The sequence below is a fragment of the Thalassospira sp. SM2505 genome (assembly GCF_054901115.1).
The window spans coordinates 2517573-2531450 of sequence record NZ_CM142731.1; the positions used below are offsets into that span (position 1 = coordinate 2517573).

Below are 13878 nucleotides of genomic sequence, written 5' to 3' on the forward strand. Positions count from 1 at the left end.
ATGGCTATCCTTTGATGCGCATTGCCCATTGCGTGCCGAGAACAGCACCCTTGATAAATGGCAGGAAGCCTAGGCACAGCAATACTGTGGCAGGAAGCCAGATGGACAATTGCATCAGAACTGACGGCTTGATGGATTGCTCCATCATCAAGACGCCAGGCACAACGATATGGCCGACCAGAAAAATAGTGAAATAGGGTGGGGCATCATCACAGCGATATTCGCCTATCGGGTGGCTGCAGACATCGCATTCCGTACGCAGCTTCAGATATCCGCCAAAAGCCAATCCATGTCCGCAATTGGGGCATTTACGGCGAAATCCGCGACGCAGACCAAGCAAAAGACGCTTTCCGCTGTCGGTAGGTCCTGACATGTTGGCGTCAGTGTCGTGATGATCAAGGGGGTTCGGGGTATTGTGGGGCTCGGTCATTGGGCGTGAAACTCCTTTTTCGTTCCTGCCTGCACTTGATCCGAAGGGCAAAAAAGGGCATTGAAACGATATACCATCATCATGATGTTCAAGAGCGCAAGCAAGTGAAATCGTCCCTTTCAATTCACCCTATGGGCGACTTTGTGGCTTTTGACCATAAATGAATACCTGCCAAAGGAGTGCCCAATGGGAAATGCAGACGCCATCGTTGCCGGTCTGAAACAGGACTTCATTGAGGACACTATCGAGCGTATTGATCGCATTGAAACCACGATTGACCGGGTTGCCGGCGGCATGGATGAGGCCGCCGCAGGCATTGCCGAGCTGCGTCGAGAAGCTCACACGGTCAAGGGGCTTGCCGGATCATTCGGTTTCCCACTGGTCGGCGCAATCGCCCATCGACTGGAAGACTACATCGCCGAACTCACCGAAATTGATGACCTCGAAGCTGCATCGCTGGTCGATTTTACCAGCTGGATTCGAGAAATTATTGAAAGCGGGACCAATCCGCCCGCAGATGAAGAAACACGTATTTTGCGATCCTTGCCGACGCGGAGTGCGAAAGCAGACGATGTCGACGTAAAATCGGCCGTCGCAGTTGCCCAGGACAAGGAAGTCTTGCTTGTGACAGCGACCACAGTTCAGGCGCATTTTCTTCAACGTGAATTGCGCGAGAAGGGATTCAGGACGATCACCGCCCGCACCGCAGTCGAGGCCTTTCAGACGGTGGTGCAATCGCATCCGGACGCTGTGATTACAGCAGCCGTGCTTGATGGGCTAAGTGGCATCGAACTGATCCGTGCGTTGGCTGCAATGAAAACCCTTGCGGACAAGAAGCTTGGCCTGCTGACCAGTTTTGATGCTTCGCACCCTGATCTCGAAGGATTGCCGGGAAATGTCGCAATCATTAATAACCGGGGCAAACAGACGGCGGAACATCTGGCGAAATTCATTGAAACAATGATGTAGTCACACAGCACAGGATCCGGGCGTGAAATGCAAAAGAGCGGCCAGTTGGCCGCCCTTGTTATATCTCTGGTGTATCTGACTGTGCTGTTATTGCGGTTTGTCACCGCGTTTTGCAGCACTTCGGGCTACCCGGCTGGACGCCACCAGTTTGCGTTGCTTTTTAGGTGTCGTTTTTTTCTTGCCACCTGCTTTGCCCTTGGACTTCGTCGCTGATGTCCCGTCGGGGCCGGTCGCCCCGCGCGGTCCCGAACGGAATCCGGGCTTGCTTCCATGGCGATGACTACGCTCGCCGGGGCTTCCGCCACGATGCTTGTTCTGACCGCGTCGTCCACGCGGGCGTTCGACCAGATCGCGTGCAGTGATATCAGCATGTTCTGCCAAACGCAGGGCCAGTGACCCGGTTGCCGCGTCCGCATCAGCAATGCGCACAACGACCGTGTCACCAAGCTGGAACCTCTTGCCGCGGTTCTGTCCGACAAGTGCATGACTTGCCGCATCATGGACATAGTAGTCATCGGGCAGGGTGGAAATCGGTACCAGACCATCCGCACCGGTTTCGTTCAGTGAAATGAACAGACCAAAATGCGTGACACCGGAAATCTTGCCGGGGAACTCGGCTCCGACCTTGTCGGACATATAAGCGGCAACATAACGATCAACCGCATCGCGTTCGGCCATGGCGGCCCGACGTTCGGTGCCCGAAATGTCTTCGCCAATCTGTTCGAACCGTTCACCATCTTCGGGCGGCAAACCGCCTTCGCCAAGTTTCAAACCTGCAATCAGGGCACGATGGACCAGAAGGTCGGCATAACGGCGGATTGGGGATGTGAAATGCGCATATTTTTTTAGAGCAAGGCCAAAGTGCCCGATATTATCCGGGCTATACATGGCCTGTGACTGGCTACGCAGGACGACCGTGTTGATCAGTTCGGCTTCGGGGGTGTCCTTGGCCATTTCAAGAATGCGGTTGAAGTCACGCGGACGCAAAACCGATGCCTTGTTTAACTGATAACCAGCACCTTCAAGGAACTCGCGCAGGGCTTCAAGCTTTTCCTCGCTGGGTGCATCGTGGATACGATACATGCAGGGTTGCTTGATGCGCTCAAGTTCCTCGGCAGCACAAACGTTGGCCGCAATCATGAATTCTTCGATCAGCTTGTGGCTGTCAAAGCGCGCACGTGGTGCGATGGCCACGATCTGGCCTTTGTCATTCAGCTCGATCTTGCGTTCCGGCACGTCAAGTTCCAGAACCCCGCGATGTTTGCGGGCCTCAAGAAATGCATGGAAAGCACCGTAAAGCGGTTTGATGATGGTCTCGACGAGCGGACCTGTGGTGTCATCTGGCTGCCCATCCATCGCGCGCTGGACCTGATCATAGGTCAGGCGGGCGGCGGATTTCATCATGCCGCGGCAGAATTTATGACGTAGCTTGTGACCATGTTTGTCCAGCCACATTTCGACGGCCATACAGCCGCGATCTTCATGCGGGACAAGCGAACACCAACCATTTGAAAGCTCAAACGGCAACATCGGGACGACACGATCCGGGAAGTAACAGCTGTTGCCGCGTTTGACGGCCTCGCGGTCAAGCGCATCGCCAGGTCGGACATACCAGGACACATCGGCAATCGCGACCATGATGTGCCAGCCACCCTCGTTTTCCGGGTCACTGTCGGGTTCTGCCCACACAGCGTCATCGAAATCGCGCGCATCGGCACCATCAATGGTGACTAGCGGGATATCGCGAAGGTCGGTACGTTTGCCAAGCGGTGTGGCCTTTGATTCGCGCGCCTGAAGTTCGACTTCGGGCGGGAATTCAAAGGGAATACCACGCGCATGGATGGATACAAGGCTGATGGACTTTGGTTCATTGATATTGCCAAGAACCTCGGTGATACGGCCTTTGCGCAATCCGAAATGTTTGCCCGGCAGAATTTCCGTCAAAACCAGTGCGCCGGTTTCAAGATCGGGATGATCGTCAAGCGGGACTGCGATCTCGCCGCTATCCTTGCGGTCTGTGGGTACAACGCGACCTTCGCGCTCATTGGGGCGATAAAGACCCAGGACGCGCTGTGGGCCGCTTCCAAGGACCCGCATGATGCTGGCCTCATAGGTCTGCTTACCGGTATAGCGCAGCTTGGCCAGAATCTTGTCACCGATACCCGGGGCACTCGGGCCACCACGACGGATCGATTTCACGACGATCTGGGGCGGGTCGTAATCGTGCTTCCAGACATTCGGCCTGGCAAGAACCTCGCCATCATCGTCAATGCCGGTAATTTCCAAAACCTCGACCGGGGGCAGACGGTCAGGTTTATCAAACCGTCTGCGGCCCTTGACCACATCGCCTTCAATTTTCAGGTCTTTGAGGATCTTTTTAAGCTCAATCTTGGCTGCGCCCTTGATGTTAAAGGCGCGCGCAATTTCGCGCTTGCCGACCGGGGTCGGGCTCATATCGATGAATTCGATAATTTCTTCCCGGGTCGGGAAGTGCTTCTTGTCTTCTGTATCGTTCGCCAACGGTGCGGCGTCCTTTCAATCATTAACCCCTGAAAAGGAAGGCGGCGATTAATTCGCCGCCGCCTTTTTCGTGGTTGTCTTCTTTGCTGCGGGTTTCTTTGCCGCCGTTGTTTTGGTTGCCGTTTTCTTGGTCGCGGCTTTGGTTGTCTTGCCCGACTTGGTTTCCTTTTCCTTGATGGCCTTTATCGCCATTTCAAGGGTGATATCGTCACGTTCGACATCGCGAATATTGGCGATGGTCTTTTTGTGTTTCACAAACGGTCCCCAACGTCCGACAGCGACAAAGATCGGTTCGTTATCGTCGGGATGTTTGCCGATTTCAGTGCCCGACTTTTCACGTTTATCCGCGATCAGGGCAATGGCACGGTTTTCACCAATAGTCAGAACGTCATCGTCAGCCTTAAGGGACGCAAAGATGCTGCCTGCCTGCACGTAAGGGCCAAAACGGCCAACGTTGGCTTTCATTTCCTCGCCGGTATCGGGGTAAATCCCGACAACACGTGGCAGGGTCAGAAGTTCTTCGGCCTTGGTCAGGTCAACAACTGACGGTTCCAACCCTTTGGGAAGGGACGTCCGTTTCGGTTTGACCTTTTTGGGTTTACCGTTCTTGCCTTCGACTTCTTCTTCCTCGCCAAGCTGAACGTAAACGCCATACGGACCTTTGCGCAGGGTGATTTCCTTGCCGGTTTCCTTGTCGATCCCAAGTACCTTGGGGCCGGAATCAAGTTCGGAATCGCTACCATTTTCATTGGCAACCAGCGGACGCGTAAAGTTGCATTCCGGATAGTTCGAACAGCCAAGGAACGCCCCGAACTTGCCAAGCTTAAGGCTTAGCGTACCGTCGTTGCATTTCGGGCATTTATGCGGATCTGAACCGTCTTCACGGGTCGGGAACAGATAGTTTTCAAGCATCACCTGAAGCGCATCAAGCACGTCAGTGATCTTGAGTTCCTTTGCCTCGTCCACGTTGCCTTTGAACGATTTCCAGAAATCCCTGAGAACATCTTTCCAGGCCAGATTCCCCATCGAGATTTCATCAAGCTGGTTTTCCAGATCAGCCGTGAAATTATACTGCACGTAACGTTCAAAGAACTTCGACAGGAAGGCCGTTACAAGACGGCCCCGGTCCTGCGCGACAAAGCGGCGACGTTCAAGCAACACATAGTTGCGATCCTGAAGGACCGAGATGATCGAGGCATAGGTCGACGGGCGACCGATGCCCAGTTCTTCCATCTTTTTGACCAGGCTCGCCTCGGTATAGCGGGGCGGGGGCTGGGTGAAATGCTGATCGATGCTGACTTTGCCAAGGTCGGGTTTCTGACCTTCCTTAAGCGGCGGCAGGCGACGATCATTTTCGTCCTCGGCCTCGTCATCCTTGCCTTCCTGATACAGTTTCAGGAAGCCGTCAAATTTGACGACAGAACCGTTTGCGCGAAGAACGACATGGTTGTCATTTGATGACAGATCAACCGCAACCTGATCAAAACGGGCATCTTCCATCTGACAGGCAACCGTACGTTTCCAGATCAGGGTGTAAAGAGCCAGCTGGTCCTTGTCGAGATGACGAGAAACCTGATCAGGGCGACGGAACAGGTCGGTCGGGCGGACAGCTTCGTGGGCTTCCTGCGCGTTTTTGGCCTTGTTGGCAAAGCTGCGTGCGCTTGGCGGCAGGTAAGCTTCGCCATAATCCTTGGCAATCAGGCGACGGGCCGCTGCCAGTGCTTCCTGTGAAAGAACCACGGCGTCGGTACGCATATAAGTAATAAGACCAACGGTCTCGCCGCCGATATCAACACCTTCATACAGGCGCTGGGCCAGCTGCATGGTGCGTTTCGCTCCAAAGCCAAGCTTGCGCGATGCTTCCTGTTGCAAGGTGGATGTGGTGAAAGGTGGCTGTGGACGACGTTTGACGTCCTTGCGCTCGACCTTTGAAACCGTGTAGTTGCGGCTTTCGACTTTTTCCTTGGCGATTTTGGCCGCATCTTCATTGCCAAGTGCCAGCTTATCAAGCTTCTCGCCATTCAGATGGGTCAGGCGGGCCGTAAAATTACCTTCCGGAACGGCAAAGCCTGCTTCCAGTGACCAGTATTCGTCGGGTTTGAAGGCTTCGATTTCGATTTCGCGTTCGCAGATCAGGCGCAGCGCAACAGACTGCACACGTCCTGCCGACCGGGAGCCGGGCAACTTGCGCCACAAAACCGGCGAAAGGTTAAAGCCTACCAGATAATCAAGTGCACGGCGCGCCAGATAGGCGTCGACCAGTTCCTGATTAAGTTCACGTGGATTGGCGATTGCGTCGGTCACGGCTTTCTTGGTGATCTCGTGGAATACGACGCGATGAACATCACGACCGCGGAGCAGCTTCTTCTGCTCGAGAACTTCAAGAATGTGCCAGGAAATGGCTTCCCCTTCGCGATCCGGGTCAGTCGCGAGATAGATGGTGTCGGAGTCACGTGCAGCAGCTGCGATCTCGCGGATCTGCTTTTCAGAACGCCCGTCTGTTTCCCAGACCATCGAAAAATCGTTGTCGGTATCGACCGAACCGTCTTTTGACGGCAGATCGCGGATGTGACCGAAAGAGGCCAGCACCTTATAATCGTCGCCGAGATATTTGTTGATCGTCTTGGCTTTGGCCGGGGATTCGACGATGACAAGATTCATTACGTTTTTCGTGTCCGGTTCTTGCGCCCGAAGGCGATATTTATGTTGTGCTTAAAATGACCCGAATGCGTGAGACACATATATATAGTGTCTGTGTATTTCAGATCAGATTGCGCAAATTGCAGCAAATCACAACAATATTTATCGCGCCACATTTCGACGCGACTCTCATTTGGCGATACGCGATACCCTATTTCCGGGGTGACGTTCAACCCTTCCTGCAAGTTCAAGCTCAATCAAAATCGTAGAAACATGGTTTGCAGACATATTTGATGTACGAATTAGCTCATCAACCAGCAGGGGGGATGTGGACAGTAAATCAAAGATTTTCTCCTGATCATCAGAGGCCAGATCGGATGAATGTGTTTTTGATGTTTTATGTTCATTTTCAATATCTTGCCCGGATTTTGGGGCCGGTAAGGTTTTGGCGTCACGTTCAAGTGACGCGATGATGTCCCCATAGTCAGTCGGGGACGCATCTGTATCGGGAATGCGACCCTCTGTGTTGAAATGATGAAATCCTTCGAAAAGATGGATGTTTTTTTCTGCCTGACGCAACGCATCAAGAATTACGTCAACAGAGTCGCATAAAATTGCGCCATCGCGGATCAGGCTGTTTGGCCCGGCCGCACGCGGGTCGGTTGGTGAACCGGGCACGGCAAAGACGTCACGCCCCTGATCCGCGGCAAAACGGGCGGTAATCAGCGACCCTGAATTGCGTCCGGCCTCGATAACGACAGTTCCGGCAGATAGACCCGATATGATCCGGTTACGTCTTGGGAAATGGCGCGCCTGTGGTTTTAAGCCTGGCGGCATTTCGGAAATGACCAGTCCGCTTTGGCAAAGCTGTTCATAAAGTTCCTGATGTTCACGGGGATAGATGACATCGACACCACCCCCAAGCACTGCGATTGTTCCTCCGGCGTGATCACCGGTGATGCCAAGTGCCGCACTATGGGCTGCGCCATCAATGCCGCGCGCCATCCCGGATGTGACGACATATCCCGCCGATACAAGATCAAAGCTGATTTTACGCGCAAAACCACAACCATTTGCAGATGCATTGCGCGCACCAACGATCCCGATGGATGTTTTCCCTAAAAATTCCAACCGCCCGATTGCATAGAAATAGGGTGGGGCATCTTCAATACGCGCCAACAAAGCAGGATATTCCGGGTCACCGAAAATGACTGGTTTTGCGCCACAGGCCTTTGCCTGATCAATTTCGGCAATGGTGTCCTCACGGCTGGCGAGTGTGATTTTTCGGCTATTGGCGGATTGCCGGATGATTTCAGGCAAAACTTCGATGGCCTCACGCGCAGAGCCAAAGCGTTCAAGCAGTTTGCGAAAGGTAACCGGGCCAATATTGCCACTGCGCGCAAGCCGCATGCGGGCAAGGCGTTCTGATTGTGCCAATCGTGCCGGTTGTTGATCACTTAAATGCATAACGCCCGGATTGTGGTCATCCGGGCGTTGCTTCGTCAAGCTATTCGAAAGGACGGCTCAGTTTTCCGGGGGCGCGCTATCTTCTTCTGACTGTTTCTTCTTCTGACCGATCTTGGGTTCTTCACCGCGCAAAAGACGCCCGATATTGGCATGGTGTGCTGCCCAGACAATGACTGCCAGAAACACGCCAAGCCATCCGGCACCGGGATCGTTTGCAATGAAAAATGCAGCAAGCGGTGCGGCAATCATCGCAATCAATGCCGACAGCGACGAGATGCGGAAAATCAGCGCCATAACAAGCCAGGTCAGTGCTGCACAAAGCCCCATGATCCAGTTGACGGCTGCAAGGGTGCCAAGCGTGGTGGCGACACCTTTGCCGCCTTTGAAACGCAACCAGATCGGGAACATATGTCCGATGACGGCGGCGCCACCGGCAAATATTCCCTGTTCAACACCTGCCATATGAGTGAACAGAAGGGCTGCAAAGGCACCTTTGCCTGCATCGCCAATCAGGGTCATGAATGCCAGACCCTTGCGACCGGTACGCAGAACGTTGGTTGCACCAATATTGCCCGATCCGATTTTGCGAATGTCCCCAAGACCCGCCATACGTGTCAGAACCAGCCCGAACGGGATGGAGCCCAGCAAATAACCACAAACCGTGGCGATCTGCAGCGACATCAGCATGGCCTTGTAGCCTTCGTCGAGTTCCATATCAGGCGCCTTCCTTGAAGATTTCGCGGCCATCAATCAGGGTGCGCAGAACACGACCCTGTGTAAGGCGACCATCAAATGGTGAGTTTTTCGATTTCGAATGGAACTGATAAGGATCGATTTTCCACGGACGATCCGGATCAAATACCACCAGATCGGCCGGCGTGCCTTCGGCCAACGTTCCGGCACCCTTGATGCGTACCAGTTCTGCCGGAATACGTGTCAGCTTGGTGATGACCTCAAGAAGCGACATGTGGCCGTTGTGGTAAAGTTCCAGTGAAATCGGCAGAAGTGTCTCAAAGCCCACCGCACCGGCAGCTGCCTGTGCAAAGGGCAAGCGTTTGGAATCGGCATCTTGCGGATTATGGTCCGATGCGATGGCATCAATGGTGCCATCGGCCAGTCCGGCCACAATCGCCTGACGATCATCTTCTGAACGAAGTGGCGGGGACAGTTTGGCAAAGGTGCGATAATCCGATACCGAGTTTTCATTCAGCGCGAAATAGAATGGCGCGGTGTCACAAGTCACCTTAAGGCCGCGTTTCTTGGCCTTGCGGATGACTTCGACCGATTCACCTGTCGAAATATGTGCAAAATGAAGTCTACCGCCTGTCATTTCGGCCAGGCGCAAGTCGCGTTCGATTTGCATGACTTCTGCAAGCGGCGAAACACCTGACAGACCAAGACGGGTGGCAAGCTCGCCACTATTCATCGAAGCCCCCGTGGAAAGTTCGGGTTCTTCGGGGTGCTGCACAATCATGCCATCGAAAAAGGCGGAGTAGGACAGAGCCTGACGCAGCAAACGCGCACTGGCGATGGTTTTGACGCCGTCACAGAATGCTACTGCACCTGCCTGATGCAGAAGGCCCATTTCGGTAATTTCCTTGCCTTCGATACCTTTGGAAACGGCACCATAGACAAAGACCTTTGCCAGCCCGACCTTGCGCGCACGGCGTGCGATGAACTCGACACCGGCAACATCGTCAATCACCGGATCGGTATTGGGCAGGGCGATGATGGTGGTAACGCCACCAATGGCGGCTGATTTACCAGCTGTCTCAATGGTTTCCTGGTGCTCGAAACCCGGTTCACGGAGCTGGGCACGCATGTCAACCAGACCGGGGGCCAGGCAGGCACCACCAAGATCGATGATCTCGAACCCTTCGGGCACAGTATCCTTTGTAATGCCGGAGCCGGATTTGATGATGGTGTCATCTTCGATCAGAAGGCCACCCGGGCCATCGGTCTGGGCGGCCGGATCAAGAAGGCGAGCATTGATAAGGGCCTTTTTGCCTGCGCCCTTGGCGCGAATAGCGGGGTTCATGCCTGACCTCCCAGCTTTCTGTGGTTCTGCACAAGCAATTCCAGCGCGGCCATACGTACGGCAACTCCCATTTCGACCTGTTCGCGGATCACGGAACGTTCGACGTCGTCGGCGACTTCACTGTCGATTTCAACGCCGCGGTTCATCGGGCCGGGATGCATGATAAGTGCATCGGGTTTGGCATTGGAAAGCTTTGCCCGGTCAAGACCATGGAAATGGAAATACTCGCGCACAGACGGGATAAAGCTTCCTTCCATGCGTTCAAGCTGAAGACGCAACATCATGACGATATCGCAATCCTTCAGTCCTTCTTCCATGTCATGGAAAATCTCGACACCCATGCGGTCAATCTTTGACGGGATAAGGGTTGGCGGAGCGACCAGACGCACACGCGATCCCATGGTGTTGAGCAACAGAATGTTCGAACGTGCAACGCGCGAATGCGCAATATCACCGCAGATCGCAACGTTCAGACGGTGCAGACGTCCCTTGTGGCGACGAATGGTCAGTGCATCAAGCAGGGCCTGTGTCGGGTGCTCGTGGCGACCGTCACCGGCATTCAAAACCGCGCAATTGACCTTTTCGCTCAGCAGTTTGACAGCGCCACTATCGCCGTGACGAACGACAAGTGCATCGGGGTTCATGGCGTTCAGCGTCATGGCGGTATCAATCAGGGTTTCACCCTTTTTGACCGAGCTGGTCCCGACCGTCATGTTGATGACATCCGCGCCCAGACGTTTGGCGGCAAGCTCAAACGATGTCAGCGTGCGGGTGGAGTTTTCGTAAAACAGATTAACAACCGTGGCACCTGCCAGAATATTGCTGGTCTTGTCAGCAGAACGGTTCTTTTCCGCGTAATGCTGTGCCCGATCAAGAATAAGGGTGATTTCCCCGGGGGTGAGACCCTCGATGCCGAGGAGGTGTGGGTGCGGATAGTGATCCGCCGCTGGTCCCATGACGCTCATGGCGTTGCACATTTCCCTTGGATGGTCTGGAAAAATTTTCGCGCGGAGCATAGCGAATTGCCCCTGTCACGAAAAGTTAAATATTCCAAACCTGGCCCCGAAGATGCGAAGGTTTTCCTGACTGATCGGTCAGGTTTTCGGCGTGGTCAAGAATTGTGAGGCCGGTTAAACCACATGCATCAGGACGGCGATGATCGGCATGGTGATGATGGCAACAAGTGTGTGAACGGTGATGATGCTGGCCATCATTTGGGCATCGCCGCCCATCAGGCGGGCAAGAACATAGGCGCTGGCCGAACAGGGAAGGGCGGCATAAAGCACTACTGCCGCGCTCTCGATTGTGGGCAATCCCAGGGCAAAACAAAGTCCGGCGGCAATTGCCGGGCTGATCGCAAGCTTGCCGAAGGTCGATATGCCAACCGGAACCCCGGCATTGCGTGCGGCCTTAAGATCAAGCCCGGCGCCGACCGCAAGCAGGCCGATTGGCAGTGCAGCACGTCCAAGAACTTCAAGGAACGGGCCGATCACAGGGGGTAAACCGAGACCTGAAACATTGAAAAGGCTGCCCAAAACGCATGCCACCAGTAACGGGTTTTTGCAAACATCGCGCAACAGCGATAGCAAGCCGGGTGTTCGGTCATTGTTCCCCCAATGGGCGCAGGCCAGAACCGATATGACATTCACGGTCGGAACAACCAGTGCCACACAAAGCGCTGTAACCGTCAGTCCGGATGTTCCAAGAAGGGCGGCTGCAACCGCAAGACCAATATAGGTGTTGGGGCGTATAGCCCCCTGAACCAGCGATGAAAATGCCGCCGGGCTGACCTTTAGAACCGGCTTCAGTACCATGATCAGGACGGTGCAAATCGCAATGGTTCCAAGCATTGCACTGGTGATCCCGACAAGTGGCAGGCTGCCAAGGTCGGCCTTGGCGGTATTGGAAAACAGCAACGCTGGAAAGGTAACAAAATAGGTCAGTTTCTCTGCGCCCGGCCAGAATGTATCAGGCAGGAATCGTCGTTGGCGAAGCACATAGCCCAGAACGATCAGGGCAAATGTTGGCAAAAGGGCGGACAGAATGGCGATCATTAAAAGACCTGCTGGCTTGATGTGTGCCGGGTGCATTTCGGTTTGAAAGGTCCGGCGCTAGCTTATGTTTTCCGATAAAAATGCAATCGCTGCAAGCGATTGGGCTAGGTGACTTTAATTCACCTGCGACCCGGTTGTTCTTTGTTGAGCAATCAGAATGTGATAGTCAGCACATCTATAAGGGTGCCCTCGTTGTAAAGTGCCAGGGCTGCTAAAACAAAAGGGGACGCTATGTCGCGCGCAATCGACCATTTGGTTCTATGTGTGAATGATCTTGATGCGGCGATTGCTGCCTATTCCCTGCTCGGTTTTACCGTGACGCCCCGTGCCATTCATCCGTTCGGGACCGGCAATGCGCTGATCCAGCTTGATGGTATGTATATTGAGCTGCTTGCCGTGGTGGATCCCGGTAAGATTGCCGAAACCGATTTGTCGGCGCCGTTTTCCTTTGCGGTCTATAACCGTGATTATCTGCGCCATCGTCAGGGCATGTCGATGCTGGCACTGCAATCACGCGATGCAGAAAAGGACCGCGAGGATTTCATTGCTGCCGGTGCTGCGGTTCCGCCGGTATTTCACTTTGAACGTGACGCCCGGACTCCAGATGGTGACACGGTGGGCGTGGCATTCTCCTTGGCCTTTGCAAATCATCCGTTGCTGCGCAATGCGGTTACATTTGTTTGCCAGCATCGCCACCCGCCACAGAATTTCTATTTTCCGCAATATCAGTCGCATGCCAATGGTGCAAAGGCGATTGGCAAGGTGATGTTAAGCCATTGGGCGGCGGATGCAGTACGTGATTTCTATGAAGCAATCAGGATCGATCATCTGGTTGAAGCCCTTCACAGCGATGAATTGATTGCAAAATACGGTTTTGATGATCCTGAATTCTCAACAGACGGATTTGCCGGATTTGAGCTGATTGTCGAAGATATCAGCAAGATTGCAGACGCTGCATTGTCCCTTGGGGCGGTTCAGAAGAAGGGGCAACTGATCCTGCCGCCATCGAAGTTCTTTGGACTGATGGTCGTCATCAAATCCAGATAAAAAAGCTGCCTGAATGAACAGGCAGCTTTTTAAAATCATTAGATGATCAGGACGAGGATATCAGTCTTCGTCGCCGTCAAATTCGTCTTCATCGGGTTCCGCGTTTTCACCCGGATCGGTATGACGGTTAAGGTGATCAAGTGCGCCCTGCAGGATATAGGCAGCTGCCGTTTTATCGACGACTTCCGCACGACGTTTGCGGGTCATGTCGACTTCCTCGATCAGGATACGCTCGACCGCGTTGGTCGAAAGACGTTCGTCCCACATCAGTACCGGCAGGTCGATGTATTTTTCCATCTCGTCGATAAAGGCGTAAACGCGATGGCAGGCCTTGCCGATCGAACCATCCAGTTCGCGCGGGAAGCCAATGACGATGCCACCAACATTCTGCTTGGTAATGATCGACGATAGCTGTGCGATATCGCGGGTAAATTTCTTCCGCGAGATCAGCTCATAAGGTGAAGCGATCTGCAGCCCGACATCTGAAAGGGCCACGCCAATGGTTTTGGTGCCAAGGTCCAGGCCCAAAACGCGCGCTGCTGGTGCTAAAAACCGCAGCAATTCCTGAGTATCATTGCAAATCATGGCGACCTTATAGGCGGGTTGATTGTAAAACACCAGCCGAATTGCCGGTTGAAGGACGCAATTCAGGCATGCCCGATTGTAACGTCATTTGCGGATCGTTGCGGGCATTTTTGACCTTGATGGCGACA

Annotated in this window: 11 protein-coding genes; 2 read left to right on the plus strand and 9 right to left on the minus strand. The window is 53.9% G+C overall.

Going from position 1 to position 13878, the window contains the following annotated elements; translation table 11 throughout:
- Positions 1–4 precede the first annotated feature (4 nt).
- Positions 5–430, minus strand: a complete 426-nt coding sequence (locus tag ACTU44_RS11675; RefSeq protein ID WP_336080760.1) for a DUF983 domain-containing protein — start codon at positions 428–430, stop codon at positions 5–7.
- Positions 431–616: 186 nt separating this feature from the next.
- Between ACTU44_RS11675 and ACTU44_RS11680 the strand changes: the two genes are divergently transcribed.
- Positions 617–1399 carry an Hpt domain-containing protein gene (locus ACTU44_RS11680; protein WP_114097690.1) on the plus strand — a complete coding sequence of 261 codons (783 nt, stop codon included), beginning with the start codon at positions 617–619 and terminating at the stop codon, positions 1397–1399.
- An 87-nt stretch (positions 1400–1486) separates the two neighbouring features.
- Here ACTU44_RS11680 and rnr read toward each other — a convergent pair whose 3' ends face one another.
- The 7 genes from rnr to ACTU44_RS11715 all read right to left on the minus strand — a co-directional run bounded on the left by rnr (position 1487) and on the right by ACTU44_RS11715 (position 12118).
- Positions 1487–3919 carry a ribonuclease R gene (gene rnr, locus ACTU44_RS11685; protein ID WP_462095467.1) on the minus strand — a complete coding sequence of 811 codons (2433 nt, stop codon included), beginning with the start codon at positions 3917–3919 and terminating at the stop codon, positions 1487–1489.
- Between the two features lie 48 nt (positions 3920–3967).
- A complete protein-coding gene (topA, locus tag ACTU44_RS11690; protein WP_462095468.1) occupies positions 3968–6580 on the minus strand; it encodes a type I DNA topoisomerase in 2613 nt (870 codons plus the stop codon).
- A 168-nt stretch (positions 6581–6748) separates the two neighbouring features.
- Entirely contained in the window at positions 6749–7969 is a 1221-nt protein-coding gene (gene dprA, locus ACTU44_RS11695) for a DNA-processing protein DprA (protein WP_462097437.1), read from the minus strand.
- Positions 7970–8083: 114 nt separating this feature from the next.
- Positions 8084–8740, minus strand: a complete 657-nt coding sequence (gene plsY, locus ACTU44_RS11700) for a glycerol-3-phosphate 1-O-acyltransferase PlsY (protein ID WP_462095469.1) — start codon at positions 8738–8740, stop codon at positions 8084–8086.
- Between the two features lies 1 nt (position 8741).
- Positions 8742–10064: a dihydroorotase gene (locus ACTU44_RS11705; RefSeq protein WP_462095470.1), complete on the minus strand. Its 1323-nt coding sequence runs from the start codon at positions 10062–10064 to the stop codon at positions 8742–8744.
- Entirely contained in the window at positions 10061–11020 is a 960-nt protein-coding gene (locus ACTU44_RS11710) for an aspartate carbamoyltransferase catalytic subunit (protein ID WP_114097790.1), read from the minus strand. Before ACTU44_RS11710 ends, ACTU44_RS11705 begins: the two co-directional genes overlap by 4 nt.
- 174 nt (positions 11021–11194) lie before the next feature.
- Positions 11195–12118: an AEC family transporter gene (locus ACTU44_RS11715; RefSeq protein WP_462095471.1), complete on the minus strand. Its 924-nt coding sequence runs from the start codon at positions 12116–12118 to the stop codon at positions 11195–11197.
- A 231-nt stretch (positions 12119–12349) separates the two neighbouring features.
- Here ACTU44_RS11715 and ACTU44_RS11720 point away from each other — a divergent pair, with 231 nt between their 5' ends.
- Positions 12350–13165, plus strand: coding sequence for a VOC family protein (locus tag ACTU44_RS11720; RefSeq protein WP_114097696.1), 816 nt, complete (start codon positions 12350–12352; stop codon positions 13163–13165).
- Positions 13166–13225: 60 nt separating this feature from the next.
- Here the strand turns inward: ACTU44_RS11720 and ruvX are convergent, their stop codons facing one another.
- The gene (gene ruvX, locus ACTU44_RS11725) at positions 13226–13750 is read right to left on the minus strand and encodes a Holliday junction resolvase RuvX (RefSeq protein ID WP_114097792.1); all 525 of its coding nucleotides are present in this window, start codon (positions 13748–13750) and stop codon (positions 13226–13228) included.
- Between the last annotated feature and the right edge of the window lie 128 nt (positions 13751–13878).